Genomic DNA, 17,932 nt, shown 5'->3' with positions numbered 1-17,932 from the left:
CCTTTCTTATGCTAATACATTCATTACTGATTTTACTGATGCAGCAGATTGATCAAGTGCAGACTTCTCTTCACTAGTAAGTTCTAATTCAATGATTTCTTCTAGTCCGTTTCCACCAATAATCGTCGGAACTCCTAGACAGATTCCATCATAGCCATACTCACCTTCTAGGAAGGCAATTGACGGAAGCACTCTGCGTTGATCTTTCACAATCGCCTCTACCATTTCAACAAGTGAAGCTGCAGGTGCATAATAAGCTGAACCATTTCCTAGAAGATTAACGATCTCTCCGCCGCCTTTACGTGTACGTTCCACGATGGCATCAAGACGATCTTTTGAGATAAGTTTCTCTAGAGGAATTCCCCCAGCGTATGAATAACGTACAAGAGGTACCATATCGTCACCATGTCCGCCAAGAACGAAACCTGTTACATCTTTAACTGAAAGGTTTAATTCCATAGCAACAAAAGTACGGAAACGGGCAGAATCAAGGATTCCAGATTGGCCGATTACACGCTGTTTAGGGAATCCAGATTCTTTCAACACTGTGTAAGTCATTGCATCAACCGGATTAGTCAGTACGATGATTGTGCAATCAGGAGAGTACTTTACGATCTCTTTCGTTACACTTTTCATGATTCCTGCGTTTGTATTAACGAGGTCATCACGGCTCATACCAGGTTTGCGAGCAATACCAGCAGTGATTACAACAACATCAGATTCAGCTGTATCTTCATAGTTGCTTGTTCCTGTAATTTTGGCATCAAAGCCTTGTACAGGACTAGCTTCCATCATATCCAGCGCTTTGCCTTTTGTAGGGTTTTCCATTTGAGGAATATCAACTAATACAACATCCCCAATTTCTTTTTGCCCTAAAATAAAAGCAGTTGTTGCTCCGGTAAAGCCTCCACCAATAACTGAAACCTTTTTACGTTTGTTTGCCATTTCTTTCCCTCCAGGAACAATATAGAAACGATAACAAATATCCTCTAAAATGAAGCCCCTAAAATGAAAGGGGCTAAGTATTACATATTTTTAATAAGTTCGTCCGCAAACGCAGAACATTTAACTTCTGTTGCACCATCCATTAAGCGTGCAAAGTCGTAAGTTACCACTTTACTTGCAATTGTGTTTTCCATTGAAGTAAGGACAAGCTTAGCAGCCTCACCCCAGCCCAAGTGTTCTAGCATTAATACACCTGAAAGAATAACGGAAGATGGATTAACTTTATCAAGACCAGCATATTTTGGCGCTGTCCCGTGTGTAGCTTCGAAAATTGCATGTCCTGTTTCATAGTTAATGTTTGCTCCAGGAGCAATCCCTATTCCGCCTACTTGTGCAGCAAGTGCATCAGAAATGTAGTCACCATTTAAGTTCATAGTAGCCACTACATCAAACTCAGCTGGACGTGTAAGGATTTGCTGAAGGAAGATATCTGCGATGGAATCTTTAACGATAATTTTCCCAGCAGCTTCAGCATCAGCTTGTGCTTTGTTTGCTGCGTCTTTACCGCTTTCTTCAACGATACGGTCATATTGTGCCCAAGTGAAAACTTTATCTCCAAATTCAGCTTCAGCTAACTCATAACCCCAGTTCTTAAAGGCACCTTCAGTGTACTTCATGATGTTTCCTTTGTGAACGAGTGTTAAACTTTTGCGTCCTTCAGTGATTGCGTATTGAATCGCAGCACGCACTAAACGCTTAGTACCTTCAGAAGATACAGGCTTGATACCGATTCCAGATGTTTCAGGGAAACGGATTTTATTAACTCCCATTTCATCTTGCAGGAATTGGATCAATTTTTTTACTTCATCAGATCCGCTTGCATATTCAATACCAGCATAGATATCTTCAGTATTTTCACGGAAAATAACCATGTTTGTATCTTCAGGGCGTTTTACTGGAGATGGAACACCTTTGAAATACTGTACAGGACGAAGGCAAGTAAATAAATCCAATTCTTGTCTAAGTGCAACGTTTAAAGAACGAATCCCTCCACCTACAGGAGTTGTTAATGGTCCTTTAATTGCAATAATGTACTCGCGGATAACATCTAAAGTTTCTGCCGGAAGCCACTCACCAGTTTGGTTGAATGCTTTTTCACCTGCAAGAACTTCTTTCCAAACGATCTTCTTTTCACCGTTATATGCTTTTTCAACAGCTGCTTCTAAAACACGGGAAGCTGCAGCCCAAATGTCTGGTCCAGTCCCGTCACCTTCAATAAAAGGGATAATTGCTTCATTTGGTACTTTCAACACTCCGTTGTCAACTGTAATGCGTTCTCCGTTAGACATAATCAATTCCTCCTAATTCTACAAATACAACTACTATACTAGTCTACTAAAAAACATAGTGAAAAGAGAAGAAGAAACCCTTCTCTTTTTTAAGTACTGCTTATTTTCTTTAAATTTATCTTTGTTCTAAAGGAACATACATTTGTTTATCAGGACCGATATAATCTGCACGAGGACGGATTAGGCGGTTATCTTCATATTGCTCCAAAATGTGTGCGTTCCAGCCCGAAATACGGCTTACAGCAAAGATAGGAGTAAACAAATCATGGTCAATTCCCAGACTGTGATATACACTAGCTGAATAAAAATCGACGTTTGGAAGAAGACCTTTCTTTTCTTTAAGAGTCTCTTCAATTTTGACACTCATCGTGTACCATTTTTCTTCGCCTGTAATAGTAGTCAGCTGCTTGGACATCTCGCGAAGATGTTTTGCACGAGGATCACCATTTTTGTATACTCGGTGTCCGAAGCCCATAATTTTTTGTTTGTTCTCAATTGCTTTATCCAAGTATGAATCAACATTTTCTTCTTCGCCGATCTCAGAAAGCATTTTCATAACTTGTTCATTTGCTCCGCCGTGAAGCGGTCCTTTTAACGCTCCGATCGCAGCTGTTACACCTGAATAAATATCAGATAGTGTAGCTACACAAACACGAGCAGTAAACGTCGAAGCGTTTAACTCATGGTCAGCATGCAATACTAGTGCCTTGTTAATTGCAGTTTCAGAAATCTCATCAGGCTCTTTGCCTGTTAACATATATAAGAAATTACCTGCAAAACTAAGTTCTTTTTTAGGAGATACAGGATCTTTGCCTTCTCTGATACGTGAGAAAGCAGTTACGATTGACGCGATTTGTGCTTGAAGACGGATTGCTTTTTTGTAATTGCCTTCCGTAGACATGTCCTCTGCATCTTTATCGTACATCGCCAACATAGAAATCAAGGTACGTAAAACTGTCATAGGATGAGCATTTTTCAAAGGAAGCGATTTCATATGTTCGAGTAATTCTGCTGGAAGTTCACTCGCTTCTGAAAGCTCTGACTTAAACTCTTCTAACTCCGATTGGTTAGGAAGTTTTTTGTTCCATAACAAGTAAACAACTTCTTCAAAAGTTGCGTGATCAGCCAAGTCATCAATGCTATATCCTCTATAGGTTAATACATCGTCAATGATAGAACTGACAGAAGAAGTTGTTGCAACAATTCCCTCTAATCCTCTTGTAGCTGTCATGGCTATCTCTCCTTTTTTTCTGTTTTTCTCTCTTCTCCTTTAATTGTTTCACTTTTTAAAAAATAGAAAGAGCTTACATTTTTCAATCTTTAAAAAGCCGGATATTATTTTTGAGTTCCGACTTCTATCTGTTTTCAACACAGTTGAAAAATGAAAGACTATTTAAAGGAAATGGGACATACATATCAATTATAAACAATAATCTGATTTTTGTGAACGGATATGCCATAATTCATACGTTTTGATTGTACTACGTTGTAAAGAAATCCACAATTCTCATCGCTAAATAAGCTATGCCTGCACCAATTAACGGTCCTACTGCCACACCCTTAAAAATGGCAACTGCAAGAATTGTGCCAAATACTAATGCTGCCGTTATATGAGGGTCATTTTGTAATAGGTGCAGCCCTTTACTAGCAATAACAGCAACAAAAATACCCGAAAGCAAAGCGATCCAAGCATAATACGATTTTAAGGATTCCTGAAGCTGCTTAAAGCCGATATCCCCAGTTGCTATAGGAATTAAAACAGCTATTGTTATAATTGTAACTCCCCAGTTAATTCCTTTTTGCTGAATAAATGAAAACCATTTCCCGCTGAATCCTGTTAATTTCAAAAGAATTAAAAAACCTGCGGCTATCATAAGTGATTGATTCTTAGCAATCACTCCAATAATCAAAAGTCCAACTAAAAAAATAATAGGTTCCATACTATATTCCTTTCTATTTTCAAATGAAAGCAGGTGATTGTTTGCTTCCAGAAATTACACATCGAATACTTCGTTTAATGAGTATAGTGTTAATTGCTATCTTACTAATAATTGCAGGATATTACATTTCGGGAATTCTATATCCATTTATTGCAGGTGCAATTATAGCTCTTATCATCAACCCTATAGTCAGTTTTTTAGTAAAAAGATTTAAGATCAATCGGGCTCTTGCCGTTATTATATCCCTATTAGCCCTTCTCGGCTTTGTTGTATTGCTTATTATTCTTCTGGTTCAGGAAATGATGACGGGATTTGCCTATATCGCACATGAAATTCCAGGATATATCGAGGAACTTGTATATTATTTTGAGAACTATTTTAAAACAAATGTACTTCCTCTTTATCACGATTTATTATCGATATACAGCAAATTAGGTTCTAACCAGCAGGAAACAGTAATGGACAATATTGAAAAGGTTGGGACAAATATCACGACTAATGCTACAGATATAACACAAGGTATTATAAATGGTGTTTCTTTTTTGGTTGTTAGCCTTCCCACAATATTAACTGTATTTACCTTCTCCCTATTAGCTGCATTTTTTATCAGCAAGGATTGGTTTCGGTTAACAGGTTATGTTACAAGCGTTTTCCCTGAAAAATTCACCTTTACAGTAGAAGCCGTTTATATAGAGCTTCGTAAAGCATTAATTGGATTTCTTAAGGCCCAGCTCACATTAATATCCATTACAGCTGTTATAGTACTAGCAGGATTACTCATTTTGCAAATTGATTATGCTGTAACTATTTCAATCTTAATTGGAGCAATCGATCTTCTTCCCTATCTCGGCACAGGCGCTGTTTTCCTACCGTGGATCGCTTATTGCTTTTTAACCGGCAACTTTCCATTAACAATCGGCCTTTCTATCCTATATGGAATTGTGGTCATTCAAAGACAAGTTATGGAACCAAAATTATTATCTTCTACGATTGGATTAGATCCTCTCGCAACACTCATATCTTTGTTTGCAGGTTTTCAGTTATTCGGATTTATCGGTTTAATTATCGGTCCTGTTTTTCTCGTCATAATTCGTGCTTTATATGAAGCTAAGTTTTTCCAAGAAATCTATCAGTTTATTATGAGACCCGTCAAATAAAAAGTGTATTTCCGGAAATTTTGTTGCTTTTGAAAGTAGTTGATTTCCGTTCCAGGTTGCTCGCTTTCCGCGGGGCAGCCGGTGAGCTACATTCGTACGTCTCACGTATAAGTGTCTCACCTGTCTAGCTGCAGCGGTTAGCCCCTCGAGGTCAAAAGTTTAATGGTTCCGAAGCCAAAAAACGCCTTCTTAGCCCATTTCCCTTTTGCTTGTCGGGGCTGACCAAACCGCTTCCGCTTTTCGGACTGCCAGCCTGTCCCGCAGGACAAGGAAAGCTTCGACAGCATTATATCGCACGAAGAAAATGTGATTTTCATTTTCGAGGAGTCTCACACCTTCCACTTCAACCAACTGTCTAAGAAGAAATAAAATAAGATTAAAAAGCAACATTCTTTTAGAAAACAGCTTTTAGTTAAGTGCCTCTAGAAAAGAGTCAACATTAAATAGCAATCTCTTAGAAAACAGCAAATAAAAAAGAACGCCTGCTTACTTGATAAAAGCGGCGTTCTTTCTTTGTATATTAGCGTCTTCTGATGAAATAAAATTGACCGTTTTTAACTTTATGATATAAAAATGCTTTTATCCATAACTTCGGTACTTTTCTAAACGGCGGGAAAAGCAGGGAAAACCCCATTATATCTGTTAAAAACCCTGGAGCTAAAAGAAGTGCACCGCCTACTAAAATACAGGCACCATCTAATACGGCATCTGTAGGCATTTGTCCCTTTTGAAGCTGAGTCTGCACTTTTTTAACAGTTTCCAGTCCTTCCCGCTTTGCAAGATATGCCCCTATTATTCCTGTTAAGAAAATGATAGTGATCGTTGCCGGAAATCCGATATACTGGCCAGCAGCTATGAACAAGCCGACTTCAATAGCAGGGACCAAAATAAATAGGAACAATAATTTTCGGAACATTTCATTTCACCGCTTTCTAATTACTAATACGCTTTATATTCTACGTATAAGAAAAGAGAAGGTTTCGTTCCCTTCTCTTTCATTGTATTAGATTAAATTACGTTCTTTCTGCCATCATAAATGTAACCTACAGAAGCATCAATCGTAATTTCTTGTCCATCTTTAAAGATCTCAGTAGCATTTTGAAGACCAACGATTACCGGTATACTCAAGGAAACACCGCAAACCGCTGCATGACTTGTTAAGCCGCCTTCTTCTGTAATAACTGCTGCAGCTTTTTCAAAAGCAGAAATCATATCACGATCTGTTCCAACCGTTACAAGGATTGCTCCTTCTGTCATTTTCTCCATTGCTTCTTGAGCATTTTTAGCAACGATTACTTTACCTGATGCGGAAGATTGGCCGATTCCTTGTGCTTTAGCAAGAACATCACCAATAATATGAACCTTCATTAGATTTGTGGAACCAGATTCGCCAACAGGTACACCTGCAGTGATTACAACTAAGTTTCCATGCTGAACCGCATCCGCTTTTAAAGCAGATTCAATCGCCACTTGGAACATTTCATCAGTTGTCTTCGCTTTGTATCCTAAAACAGGAGTTACTCCCCATACAAGTGCAAGCTTACGGCAAACATCTTCATTGCTCGTTACTGCAATAATCGGTGCTTTTGGACGATATTTTGAAATCATCCTTGCAGTTTGGCCTTTTTCAGTTGCTGTAATGACTGCATCGGCATCCAAGTTCAGTGCAGTAAAGGAAACAGATTGAGAGATAGCATCTGTAATTGTTGTTTTACTTTCTTTGCTTCTCGATGACAGGAGATTTTTAAAGTTTAATGAACTCTCTGCACGACTGGCAATCTTATGCATCGTTAACACAGCTTCAACAGGATAGTTCCCTGCAGCCGTTTCTCCGGATAACATAATAGCATCTGTACCATCAAAAATAGCATTCGCTACGTCACTTGCCTCTGCACGTGTTGGACGTGGATTGCGCTGCATAGAATCAAGCATTTGAGTTGCCGTGATTACAGGTTTTCCAAGTTCGTTGCACTTTTTGATAAGCATTTTTTGCACAAGAGGAACTTCTTCAGCTGGAATTTCTACTCCCAGATCTCCACGTGCTACCATCAAACCGTCAGAAACAGCAAGAATTTCGTCAATGTTATCAACGCCTTCTTGGTTCTCGATCTTAGGAATGATTTGAATATGGTTCGCTTGATTTTTATCCAAAATTTCTCGAATCTCTAAAACGTCTGTAGCACGGCGAACGAAAGATGCTGCGATAAAATCTACGTCTTGTTTAATACCGAATTCGATATCCATTGCATCCTTTTCTGTAATGCCAGGAAGCTTCACACTAACGTTCGGTACGTTTACACCTTTTTTATTTTTTAAAGTTCCAGAGTTAAGAATTTTAGCAGTTAATTCTTTTGCTTTGATTTCAGTTACTTCAAGTTCGATTAAACCATCATCAAGCAAGATTCGTGAACCAACATGAACATCATCAACAAGTCCAGGATAAGTCACAGAAAACTTCTTTTCGTTCCCAACGACTTCTTCCATAGAAATAACAATTTCATTTCCTACTGTCAATTCAGCTACTCCGCCTTCAAGTGTTTGAGTACGGATTTCCGGACCTTTTGTATCCAATAAAATGGCTACTGTTTTCCCTAACTCAGCAGAGGCTTCACGGATATTTTTGATTCTTTGACCGTGTTCTTCAAAGTCACCATGAGAAAAATTAAGCCGTGCAACATTCATTCCAGCATCCATCAATGCTTTTAGCTTTTCAATACTTTCACTTGCAGGACCTATAGTACAAACAATCTTAGTTTTGCGCATCATATAAATGGCCTCCTGATTTTCTTTTTTCGCAAGAAGGCATCGTACAGCCTGCTAACAGCAGAAACCATACGATGCAATAAGCGGAATTTTTATATAGACAACTCTTGAGATAAGCGATACATATCTCTATCTATTGTGTGCTTTCTAGATAAAACCTCTGTAATGTCATAATCGACGAGTTTATTATTTTCAATTCCCACTGTTCGGCCACCTTTACCATCTAAAAGGAGTTCTACAGCTCTGGCACCAAGACGGCTCGCTAATACACGGTCAAACCCTGACGGAGATCCGCCTCGCTGAATATGGCCTAAAACAGTGACCCTCGTTTCAAAACCAGTAAGAGTTTCGATCTGGTTTGCTACATCAACACCGCTTCCGCAGCCTTCAGCAACGATAATAATACTATGCTTTTTACCGCGCTCATGACCTCTTTTCAGTTTCTGTACAATCTGCTCAACTTTATGCTCTTCTTCTGGAATAATAATAGACTCAGCACCGTCTGCAAGTCCTGCCCATAAAGCAAGATCTCCTGCATCACGACCCATTACTTCGATAATATAAGTCCGTTCATGTGAAGTAGCTGTATCTCTAATCTTATCAATAGCATCTATCACAGTATTCAAAGCTGTATCGAATCCAATTGTGAAATCAGTTCCAGGAATGTCATTATCAATTGTCCCCGGAACCCCAATAGTAGGGAATCCTTGTTCAGTTAATTTCTTAGCTCCCTGGAAAGATCCATCGCCGCCGATAACGACTAGTCCTTCAATACCAATTTTCTTTAACTGTTCAATTCCCTCTTGCTGTCCTTCCAGTGTTTTGAATTCCAGACAGCGAGCAGAATGAAGCATGGTACCTCCACGGTGGATGATATCACCGACAGATCCAAGCTCTAATTTCTTTATATTCCCTGAAATTAATCCTGCATAACCATTGTATATCCCATAAACTTCTAAATTATGAAAAATCCCTTTACGAACCACTGCACGAATGGCAGCATTCATACCGGGAGCATCGCCTCCACTAGTTAGAACCCCTATCCGTTTCATGAAAATTTCACCTCTCTAGTTCTCTCGTCTTACTAAAATATCATGTTCAAATGTTGAACACAATAGACAACTAAAACCAAAAAAATGCACCTTTCCCAACGCGGAAAGGCACATTCCCTATTTGACAACAATGGAATCGCTTACATACCCAAATTGTCCGATTTTTTTATATTTTTCATAACGCTGTTCAATTAATTCTTCAGAAGACATGGATAGGAGAGTATTTAAAGAAACTTCCAAAACTTCGTCAATTCTTTCAGATTGAAGTTTTGCATTTTTATGCGCTCCACCTTTTACTTCTTCAATGATTTCATCGATAACTCCCAATTCCTTCAAATCAGGTGCTGTAATTTTCATGGATTCAGCAGCTCTTTTGGCAAGAGAAGCATCCTTCCAAAGAATTGCTGCAGCTCCTTCAGGTGAAATTACAGAATACGTGGAATTCTCAAGCATGTGAACGTAATTTCCGACACCTAAGGCAAGAGCTCCGCCACTGCCCCCTTCACCGATAACAATACAAATAACAGGAACTGTTAATCCTGCCATTTCAACGAGATTTCGGGCAATTGCTTCACTTTGGCCTCTTTCTTCTGCAGCTTTACCTGGATAAGCTCCCTTTGTATCAATAAAACAGATAATCGGCCTGTTAAATTTCTCAGCTTGTTTCATAAGTCGCAATGCCTTACGGTAGCCTTCAGGATGCGGCATTCCAAAATTACGGCGCAAGTTTTCTTTCGTGTCTTTACCTCTTTGATGACCAATTACAGTAACCGGAAGTTCTTTGTAAAAGGCCACTCCGCCTACAATTGCTTCATCATCTCCAAAAAAACGGTCACCATGAAGCTCTATGAAATCCGTAAATAAATATTTAATATAATCAAGGGTAGTCGGGCGCTCCGCATGTCTGGCAATCTGAACACGGTCCCATGGTTTCATTTCTGAATACGTACTTTGTTCCAAATTGGATAGCTTTTCTTCGAGTCTTTTAATCTCATCGGTTAAATCGATGCCTTTTCCGTCCATAAAAGCTCTTAGTTCTGCTATTTTCTTTTGAAGTTCGTGGATCGGTTTTTCAAATTCTAGATCTGCCATGCTTAACGCCTCCCTTCGTTGTGGATTTTTAACAAGGTTCCTAATGTTTTCTTCATCTGACTACGATGAATTACATCATCTAATTGACCATGTTTTAATAAGAATTCTGCTGTTTGAAAATCATCCGGAAGTTCTTGGCGAATGGTTTGCTCAATTATTCTTCTGCCTGCAAACCCTATCAATGCACGAGGTTCAGCAAAATTATAATCACCTACAGACGCAAAACTTGCAGATACACCACCAGTAGTAGGATGTGTCATAACAGAAATAAATAACAATCCTCTGGAACTTAATTTATTTAATGCAACACTCGTTTTCGCCATTTGCATCAGACTCAGCACACCTTCTTGCATACGTGCACCGCCTGAAGCGGTAAAAATAACAAATGGATATTTCTTTTCAATAGCGTTCTCGATCGCACGGGTAATTTTCTCTCCGACTACTGAACCCATACTGCCCATTCTAAAACGGGAGTCCATGATCGCTATAGCTGTATTTATGCCATTTATCTGTCCTTCACCAGTAACAACCGCTTCATTAATTTTCGTTTTTTTGCGGTCGCTTTCAAGCTTCTCTACATAATCCGGAAAATCTAAAGGATTGCCTGAAATCATATCCGAATCATATTCAACAAAAGTTCCCTCATCAATTAAACTTGCTATTCTTTCTTGTGAGGACATCGGATAATGATACTGACATACTGTGCATACCATCAAGTTTTTTCTTAATTCTTTTGAAACCATGATGTGCTTACATTCAGGACACTTACTCATAATCCCTTCAGGTACATCTTGCTTTGCCCGATCGGTCGGTATTGTGGCATATTTTTTCTTTTTTACGAACAAACCTTTAATCATAAATGAATAACACCACCTATTAGATACGATGAACTGCATCGTTTTGTTTTGACAACAAATTCGTTAGTTCCTTCGCTTTTTTTTGCTCAAAAAGCTCCATGACTTCCACACACATCTCTGGAGGCCAATGTGAATTTGTTCTAAGTAAGGATGAACCGTAACCTGTAAGCTCGACATATAAACGATAAAGTAGATGATTATTGCAGGATTGAATGATTACTTTTTCAAATTGTTTACACGCTAGATTGTTTGTTTCAGTAGAATCTTGTCTCATTTGACGCAGCAATTCTTCCAGCTTATTTTTTTCTGCTGGTGTACATCTTATGATTGCCAATTCTACACAATCCTTTATTACAATATGACGTGTTTCTTGTAAATCGGTACGAGCTTTTTCATCATTTAAGATGAAAGAAGCCAGTACCTCTACAAGTCGATGTCCGGTAGCTTCACGAATAAATGTGCCTTCACCCCGTCTGGTCTCAATTAAACCAAGCAGTTCAAGAGCTCTTAACGCTTCACGTACGGAAGATCTCCCTACCGAAAGCCGGTCAGTGAGCTCACGTTCAGAAGGGAGTTTATCACCCGCTTGCAGTTCATCTTCCACAATAATAGATCTTAATTTTTTTAAAATTTCAATATATACTTTTTCGGTAGGTTGGACAGACATTCCTCTCTCCTTTACCGGTTTCATTCATCTTTACCGATAATAGCCAGCCTTCTTGTTTTTTCTGCAATATCATCTGGATTTACTCTAATTCTTGCTACACCTGTTTCCATAGCGGCTGTGGCAACTGCTGCAGCAACATTAGGTGCTACTCTAGGATCGAATGGAGCAGGTATAACGTATTCTGCATTCAATTCTGTCGGATTAACGAGATTAGCGATAGCATGTACTGCTGCAATTTTCATTTCCTCGTTAATATGTGTTGCTCTAACGTCTAACGCCCCGCGGAATATTCCTGGGAAAGCTAGTACGTTATTTACTTGGTTTGGAAAATCTGAACGGCCTGTACCAATTACCATAGCACCTGCTTCACGTGCTATATCAGGCATAATCTCTGGATTTGGATTTGCCATAGCAAAGATAATTGGATCTGGGTTCATAGATTCTATCATTGATTTTGTTAGTGCACCTTCAACAGAAACACCAATAAAAACATCTGTTCCGCTGATTACATCAGAAAGAGTACCTTCAATTTTTGTGCGGTTCGTAAATCTTGCAACTTCCGTTTTTACGCTGTTCATTCCAAAAGGACGTCCTTCGTAAATTGCTCCTTTTGTGTCACACATAATAATGTCTTTAACACCAAAGCGATCCAGCAGTTTAATAATTGCAATTCCTGCAGCACCTGCACCGTTAACAACTACTCTTATTTTCGCCATTTCTCTGCCAGTCAGTTTTAAAGCATTTACTAATCCAGCAAGCGTTACAATAGCTGTTCCATGCTGATCATCATGGAAAATGGGTATATTTGTTTCTTTTTTTAGACGTTCCTCAATAACGAAACAATTAGGTGCTGCAATATCCTCTAGGTTAACTCCGCCAAATGTAGGCTCAAGAAGTTTAACCGTTTCAACAATTTTGTCCACATCTGTTGTATTTAAACAAATAGGGAATGCGTCAACACCTGCAAAGCTTTTGAATAGAACTGCTTTTCCTTCCATTACAGGCAAGGCAGCTTCAGGTCCGATATTTCCGAGTCCCAAAACAGCTGTGCCATCCGAGACAACAGCTACCGTGTTCCCTTTCATCGTATAATCATAGACTTTAGATTTGTCATCATAAATATCTTTACAAGGTTCAGCAACACCAGGTGAATAAGCAAGGCTTAGATCCTTGGCATTACGTACAGGTACCTTTGATTTCGACTCCAGTTTTCCTTGATGTGTTCTGTGCATGTGTAGAGCTTCTTCGCGTAACATAGACATTTTGTCATCTCCTAAAGGTTTTTAAAATTTTATGGTCGGAGAGTCCAATCGAAAAGGTGGTCAGACCACTATAATTGACTCATCCATTATATCAAATGTAATCAAGCTGTAAAGATTTTTAATTTCTTCTAAAAACGACATTTCCCTCACCAATAACTGATTGCAATTCTACGATTAAGTCTTCAGCAGCATGAATGCGTTGAGAGACTTGTACTTTTTCTCTCGTTTCTTCATAGATCAAAACAACAGGTACATTTCCTTTTGATTGTTCAAGTATTTGTTTTATCGCATTCAAATAATCTGGGGAATTGTGTTCTTTATCAATTTTAATAAAGACAGCAGGCTGGCTCTTAGTTTTAAGTTCCCGCAGCGGTTTACATTTGCTGATTAAAACTTGTAACGCATTATTTCGTTCTTCCACACTTCCTTCTAAGAACAATTGCTCTCCTTTTTGCAGAAGTCCATGATATTCCTCATAGTTTTTAGGAAAAATAACTGCCTCAACTTCACCGCTCTCATCACTAATCGACAAAAAGGCCATCAGTTCTCCTTTTTTTGTTTTAATCACACGTACTTTGTCTATGAGAACTCCAAGACGAATGAGAGATTTCTTTACGTTAATATCGCCAATACTTGCTGCTGTCCAGGTCTTTAAGACAGACCTGAATCTTTCGAGTGGATGAGAAGAAAAGAAAAAGCCAAGCGCTTCCTTTTCGAATTTAAGCTTTTCACTATCTTGAAAAGGTTGAACAGTAACATAAGACGGCTTAGGAAGATTGATATCATCATCAAAAAGATACATCTGATTTTTTCGCGATATTTCCTGAACTTCTTCTCCGTATTCAATAGCAGTTTCTAACGAAGCTAATAGGACCGCTCTGTCTTCACCTAAATCATCCATTGCTCCTGCAAAAATCAGTGATTCTATCGTCCGTTTATTGACAATTTTTTGCGGACAGCGGGCACATATATCAAAAAGGTCCAGAAAAGACTCCTTTTTATTTTCATCACTTATAAACCGAATCGCATTAATACCCACGTTTTTAATCGCGAGCAGACCAAATCGAATACCATTGCCTTCAGGAATAAAAAATGATTGACTCTCTTTTATAGAAGGGGAAAAAACAGGAATCCCTTTTTGCTTAGACTCTTTAATATACTGACTAACTTTATCATGATTACCAATCACACTTGAAAGTAATGCTGCCATAAAGTGCGTTGGAAAATTTGCCTTTAAATACGCTAGCTGATAAGCAATAACACTATAGGCAACAGCGTGGCTTCTTGGAAAACCATAATCAGCAAATCGTACGATCAGATCATATAAGGCATCTGCAGACTTTTCATCATACCCTTGTTTCAAACAGCCTGCAACAAAATGTTCACGCTCTTTAACTAAGATCTCTCTTTTCTTCTTTCCGACTGCTCGTCTTAACAAATCTGCTTCACCAAGTGTAAATCTAGCTGCCTTTGTTGCAATCTGCATAATCTGTTCCTGATAAACGATAACCCCATATGTGCTTTTCAATATTTGCTCTAAATCAGGATGGAGATAAGTAACCGTCTTTTCACCATGTTTTCCAGCGATGTAGTCTGGAATGTTCTGCATAGGACCCGGTCTGTATAATGCGTTTACAGCAACGATGTCTTCAAATTCTGTAGGTTTTAACTGTTGCAAAACTTTTCTCATTCCATCAGATTCCAGCTGGAAAACGCCAGTCGTATCTCCTTCAGATAGCAGCTGAAACGTTTTCTGATCTGTGAATGGAATTTCACTCAAATTAATTTTAAAACCTTCTCTTTCTTCTATAGAAAGAAGTATGTTTTCAATCAAAGATAAATTTCGCAGACCTAAAAAATCCATTTTTAATAATCCAGCCGATTCTAACCATTCCATACTGTATTGTGTCAAGGGAATCTCATCATGGCCCGTTTGCAGCGGTACGGTTTCAACAAGAGGTGTTCCTGATAGAACAACTCCGGCTGCATGTGTGGATGCGTGCCTTGGAAGACCTTCTAACTCACTGGCTATATTAATAAGCTTTCTCACACTTTCATCTGAGGAGTAAGCTTGCTGCAGCCCATGAGATTCTTGGAGCGCTTTTTCTAAACTAATCCCCGGACGGGAAGGAATGTTTTTAGATGTTTGATCAATTAATGAAGGTGGATAGTCCATAACTCTGCCGGCATCTCGGATTGCTGCCTTTGCTGCTAGTGTACCAAACGTAATGATTTGAGCGACATAGTCAGTCCCATATTTTGATGCAACATACCTTAATACCTCATCACGCCGATTATCAGGAAAGTCAATATCAATATCGGGCATCGTTATTCTCTCAGGATTTAAAAACCGTTCAAATATCAGTTCATGATGTATCGGATCAACATTAGTTATATTCAGCACATAAGCAACTAAAGAACCTGCTGCTGATCCTCGACCAGGTCCAGTAATCATATTTTGTTCATGAGCAAACTTCATAAAATCCCAAACAATTAAAAAATAATCCTCAAATTTCATGCCTTTAATAATATTTAACTCGTATTCAAGCCTTTTTTCGATTTGTGGTGTGATTGATTTATATCTTTTTTCAATCCCTTTTTGGCAAAGATCTTTTAAATATTCGTAACTATCTTTCTTACCCGGGACAGGATATTTAGGAAGTGCAATCTCGCCAAGTTTCAATTCTAAATTACAGCGATCCGCAAATTTGACCGTTTCACGTAATGTCTCTTTACAATGGGAAAATAAATTTTGCATTTCTTTTTCGGATTTAAAATAAAAATCATCCGTTGCTAATTTGTAACGATCTGGATTGTTTACTTTTTCCCCATGTTTAATGCATAAAAGGATATCATGTGCTTGAGCATCTTCCTTTTCCATATAATACGTTTCATGGGCACAAAGAAGAGGAATGTGATGTTCTCTCGCCAAAGACTGTAATTGGAGATTTAATGTTTTTTCAAATCCAGTACCATGGTCTTCAATGCCTAAATAAAACTGATTGTGAAAAGTCTCCTTATAATAAGAAAGCACCTTTTCTAACCGGCTTCCTGATGCTTTTTCATTAGCAAGAAGCTGCTGAATTTCACCTTCTTGACCTGATGAAAGCGCGATTAATCCACTTGAATGCTTTGAAAGGACTGTATGAGAAATAGGCCTATAAACTCCATCCTGTTTCGTTTGAATTATCGTAGAAAGCTTAAGTAAATTTTGATAGCCTTCTTTATTCATTGCGTACAAAAGAATGTTTTTTGGAGATGTCCCTGTCTGATCTTTTTGTAAGCTTTCGTCAACGATCATAGCCTCTAAACCTAAAATAGGTTTTATTCCGGCTTTCAAACAAGATGTGTAAAACTTTAATGCTCCATACATATTCCCCTTATCAGATATAGCCATTGCTGAACAACCCGATTCTGCCGCTTTTTTAACGAGATCATCTATACGACAAGAGCTTTCGAGAAGAGAATATTCACTATGTACATGTAAAGGAACAAATCCCATACCTTCACTTCCTTTTCCCGCCTATTTGCAACTTTATTATAGTACAACCATCTAATCGTTTAAAAGAATCTAAGCTTTTAGCCATTGTAACAATTTCTTCTAATAAAATGTTTTAAAATTACGGTTTACATATTGATAAAACAAGCATACTTTGAAAATTTGTCCATACATTGAGTACGAGAGGAGGATTCGCATGGTACGCGATTTCTTTGGAAACATTATTTTAGATTTTGCCATTGCGTTTGGAGTTATTTTAGGCGGTGCACTTATCGGTGGGCTCGCTGCATTTTTAGTAGGTAAAGCTCCCATTCTCGAAATGATGGATCTTGCCAAAAAACTAAAGATATGGGCTATTGTTGCTGCAATTGGCGGTACGTTTGATACAATCAATAACTTTGAAAGAAGTTTCGTAAATGGTGCTACGATTGAAATATTTAAACAACTAACTTACATCTTCGTAGCGATGGCTGGTGCAAATACCGCTATGCTATTAATTCATTGGCTTACTCAGGAGAATTTAAACTAATGAGAATCCCACCGCTATATTTGAGAAAAGGTTACCAGCGCTTTTTCGCAGGTATTGCGATCGGCTGCATCATTGGCTGGGCTTTTTTCTTATTGCAATTTGGCCTTGCTCACGAGCGTTTAATAAATATTATAAAAAATCAAAAAATCATTATAGAAGATTATAAGAAAAAAAATGAGATTCTTACTTCCGATGATAAGAGAGCAAACGAAGAACTAGCGAAAAAATTTAAGTTGCACGAAATCAATGTACAATTTTCTGATCCTTCTCAAAAATTATCCAGCTTAATTAAAGTTCAGCTTGTTAAATTAATTGAAGATGATTTGGAACATTTGATAGGAGAAGATACAGAAATAATTGCAAGAAGCCATGCTTTACTAGTACAAGCTATTGAAAGCAAAGATTACACGCTTGACGAACAAAAATATACAGTGAAAATCGATCATCTCTATTTATATACCGGAATATTAAGAATGTATGTAACTGTACGTTCTTTGGAATAGGTGAATAATGTTCGAAATATTACGTTTTTATTAATCTTTAAGCAGTTCAATAGCATTCTCACTGTATATTGTATAAAATACGTATATAGAGAGTGAATACTGGGGGGAAATCTGCATGATTATAAATCGAAAAGAACTTGCCCGTGAAAAGGTAAAAGAAATTCAAAATGGTTTCTCTGCGTTCGCAGAAACGAAAGAAGTAGCTGAATTAATTAAAAAAGAACTTTTAAAACTCAACTTAAAAGTTCATGAAGATGTTACAGATGTCGGTTCTTGGTTCATCCCAGAAAAAAGCAGTTAATTAAAGTAAAAAGGCC

General features: G+C 38.2%; 16 protein-coding genes. 4 read left to right on the top strand and 12 right to left on the bottom strand.

Translation table 11 applies throughout. The features are described from left to right. Window positions 1-6: 6 nt before the first annotated feature. The 4 genes from mdh to RGB74_RS05715 all read right to left on the bottom strand — a co-directional run bounded on the left by mdh (window position 7) and on the right by RGB74_RS05715 (window position 4,234). Window positions 7-945, bottom strand: a complete 939-nt coding sequence (gene mdh, locus RGB74_RS05730; RefSeq protein WP_310762037.1) for a malate dehydrogenase — start codon at window positions 943-945, stop codon at window positions 7-9. Between the two features lie 80 nt (window positions 946-1,025). Continuing rightward, entirely contained in the window at window positions 1,026-2,294 is a 1,269-nt protein-coding gene (gene icd / locus RGB74_RS05725; RefSeq protein WP_310762036.1) for an NADP-dependent isocitrate dehydrogenase, read from the bottom strand. Between the two features lie 115 nt (window positions 2,295-2,409). Further along, window positions 2,410-3,525 carry a citrate synthase gene (gene citZ / locus RGB74_RS05720; RefSeq protein WP_310762035.1) on the bottom strand — a complete coding sequence of 372 codons (1,116 nt, stop codon included), beginning with the start codon at window positions 3,523-3,525 and terminating at the stop codon, window positions 2,410-2,412. A gap of 250 nt (window positions 3,526-3,775) precedes the next feature. Then, window positions 3,776-4,234 carry a DUF441 domain-containing protein gene (locus RGB74_RS05715; protein WP_310762034.1) on the bottom strand — a complete coding sequence of 153 codons (459 nt, stop codon included), beginning with the start codon at window positions 4,232-4,234 and terminating at the stop codon, window positions 3,776-3,778. Window positions 4,235-4,275: 41 nt separating this feature from the next. Between RGB74_RS05715 and ytvI the strand changes: the two genes are divergently transcribed. Beyond that, the gene (gene ytvI, locus RGB74_RS05710) at window positions 4,276-5,391 is read left to right on the top strand and encodes a sporulation integral membrane protein YtvI (protein WP_310762033.1); all 1,116 of its coding nucleotides are present in this window, start codon (window positions 4,276-4,278) and stop codon (window positions 5,389-5,391) included. Between the two features lie 520 nt (window positions 5,392-5,911). Here ytvI and RGB74_RS05705 read toward each other — a convergent pair. The 8 genes from RGB74_RS05705 to dnaE form a co-directional block, all read right to left on the bottom strand. Continuing rightward, entirely contained in the window at window positions 5,912-6,307 is a 396-nt protein-coding gene (locus RGB74_RS05705; RefSeq protein ID WP_310762032.1) for an FxsA family protein, read from the bottom strand. Window positions 6,308-6,399: 92 nt separating this feature from the next. After that, entirely contained in the window at window positions 6,400-8,154 is a 1,755-nt protein-coding gene (gene pyk / locus RGB74_RS05700) for a pyruvate kinase (RefSeq protein WP_310762803.1), read from the bottom strand. A gap of 92 nt (window positions 8,155-8,246) precedes the next feature. Further along, the gene (gene pfkA / locus RGB74_RS05695; protein WP_310762031.1) at window positions 8,247-9,206 is read right to left on the bottom strand and encodes a 6-phosphofructokinase; all 960 of its coding nucleotides are present in this window, start codon (window positions 9,204-9,206) and stop codon (window positions 8,247-8,249) included. Window positions 9,207-9,323: 117 nt separating this feature from the next. Then, window positions 9,324-10,298 (bottom strand): acetyl-CoA carboxylase carboxyl transferase subunit alpha, encoded by a 975-nt coding sequence (gene accA, locus RGB74_RS05690; RefSeq protein ID WP_310762030.1) that lies wholly within the window; start codon window positions 10,296-10,298, stop codon window positions 9,324-9,326. Window positions 10,299-10,300: 2 nt separating this feature from the next. Then, the gene (gene accD / locus RGB74_RS05685; RefSeq protein ID WP_310762029.1) at window positions 10,301-11,155 is read right to left on the bottom strand and encodes an acetyl-CoA carboxylase, carboxyltransferase subunit beta; all 855 of its coding nucleotides are present in this window, start codon (window positions 11,153-11,155) and stop codon (window positions 10,301-10,303) included. Between the two features lie 19 nt (window positions 11,156-11,174). Next, a complete protein-coding gene (locus tag RGB74_RS05680; RefSeq protein WP_310762028.1) occupies window positions 11,175-11,822 on the bottom strand; it encodes a FadR/GntR family transcriptional regulator in 648 nt (215 codons plus the stop codon). Between the two features lie 20 nt (window positions 11,823-11,842). Further along, the gene (locus RGB74_RS05675) at window positions 11,843-13,078 is read right to left on the bottom strand and encodes an NADP-dependent malic enzyme (RefSeq protein WP_310762802.1); all 1,236 of its coding nucleotides are present in this window, start codon (window positions 13,076-13,078) and stop codon (window positions 11,843-11,845) included. 124 nt (window positions 13,079-13,202) lie between these two features. Next, window positions 13,203-16,586 (bottom strand): DNA polymerase III subunit alpha, encoded by a 3,384-nt coding sequence (dnaE, locus tag RGB74_RS05670; protein WP_310762027.1) that lies wholly within the window; start codon window positions 16,584-16,586, stop codon window positions 13,203-13,205. A 193-nt stretch (window positions 16,587-16,779) separates the two neighbouring features. Here dnaE and RGB74_RS05665 point away from each other — a divergent pair, with 193 nt between their 5' ends. The 3 genes from RGB74_RS05665 to RGB74_RS05655 all read left to right on the top strand — a co-directional run bounded on the left by RGB74_RS05665 (window position 16,780) and on the right by RGB74_RS05655 (window position 17,916). Next, window positions 16,780-17,112, top strand: coding sequence for a YtrH family sporulation protein (locus RGB74_RS05665; RefSeq protein ID WP_310762025.1), 333 nt, complete (start codon window positions 16,780-16,782; stop codon window positions 17,110-17,112). After that, the gene (ytrI, locus tag RGB74_RS05660) at window positions 17,112-17,615 is read left to right on the top strand and encodes a sporulation membrane protein YtrI (protein WP_310762024.1); all 504 of its coding nucleotides are present in this window, start codon (window positions 17,112-17,114) and stop codon (window positions 17,613-17,615) included. The genes RGB74_RS05665 and ytrI overlap by 1 nt, the downstream gene beginning before the upstream one ends. A gap of 115 nt (window positions 17,616-17,730) precedes the next feature. After that, complete coding sequence (locus RGB74_RS05655; RefSeq protein WP_310762023.1) at window positions 17,731-17,916, top strand: YtzJ family protein; 186 nt, start codon at window positions 17,731-17,733, stop codon at window positions 17,914-17,916. The last annotated feature ends 16 nt before the right edge of the window (window positions 17,917-17,932 follow it).

The organism is Bacillus sp. NEB1478 (assembly GCF_031582965.1).
Classification (GTDB): domain Bacteria; phylum Bacillota; class Bacilli; order Bacillales; family Fictibacillaceae; genus Fictibacillus.
This window is presented reverse-complemented; position numbering and strand designations above follow the sequence as displayed.

Bases quoted from the DNA above. Each gene is read 5' to 3' on its own strand.
- pyk (WP_310762803.1), bottom strand. From the start codon at position 8,154: ATGCGCAAAACTAAGATTGTTTGTACTATAGGTCCTGCAAGTGAAAGT.
- accD (WP_310762029.1), bottom strand. From the start codon at position 11,155: ATGATTAAAGGTTTGTTCGTAAAAAAGAAAAAATATGCCACAATACCG.
- RGB74_RS05665 (WP_310762025.1), top strand. From the start codon at position 16,780: ATGGTACGCGATTTCTTTGGAAACATTATTTTAGATTTTGCCATTGCG.
- RGB74_RS05705 (WP_310762032.1), bottom strand. From the start codon at position 6,307: ATGTTCCGAAAATTATTGTTCCTATTTATTTTGGTCCCTGCTATTGAA.
- accA (WP_310762030.1), bottom strand. From the start codon at position 10,298: ATGGCAGATCTAGAATTTGAAAAACCGATCCACGAACTTCAAAAGAAA.
- citZ (WP_310762035.1), bottom strand. From the start codon at position 3,525: ATGACAGCTACAAGAGGATTAGAGGGAATTGTTGCAACAACTTCTTCT.
- icd (WP_310762036.1), bottom strand. From the start codon at position 2,294: ATGTCTAACGGAGAACGCATTACAGTTGACAACGGAGTGTTGAAAGTA.
- pfkA (WP_310762031.1), bottom strand. From the start codon at position 9,206: ATGAAACGGATAGGGGTTCTAACTAGTGGAGGCGATGCTCCCGGTATG.
- RGB74_RS05715 (WP_310762034.1), bottom strand. From the start codon at position 4,234: ATGGAACCTATTATTTTTTTAGTTGGACTTTTGATTATTGGAGTGATT.
- ytrI (WP_310762024.1), top strand. From the start codon at position 17,112: ATGAGAATCCCACCGCTATATTTGAGAAAAGGTTACCAGCGCTTTTTC.
- mdh (WP_310762037.1), bottom strand. From the start codon at position 945: ATGGCAAACAAACGTAAAAAGGTTTCAGTTATTGGTGGAGGCTTTACC.
- RGB74_RS05655 (WP_310762023.1), top strand. From the start codon at position 17,731: ATGATTATAAATCGAAAAGAACTTGCCCGTGAAAAGGTAAAAGAAATT.
- dnaE (WP_310762027.1), bottom strand. From the start codon at position 16,586: ATGGGATTTGTTCCTTTACATGTACATAGTGAATATTCTCTTCTCGAA.
- RGB74_RS05675 (WP_310762802.1), bottom strand. From the start codon at position 13,078: ATGTTACGCGAAGAAGCTCTACACATGCACAGAACACATCAAGGAAAA.
- RGB74_RS05680 (WP_310762028.1), bottom strand. From the start codon at position 11,822: ATGTCTGTCCAACCTACCGAAAAAGTATATATTGAAATTTTAAAAAAA.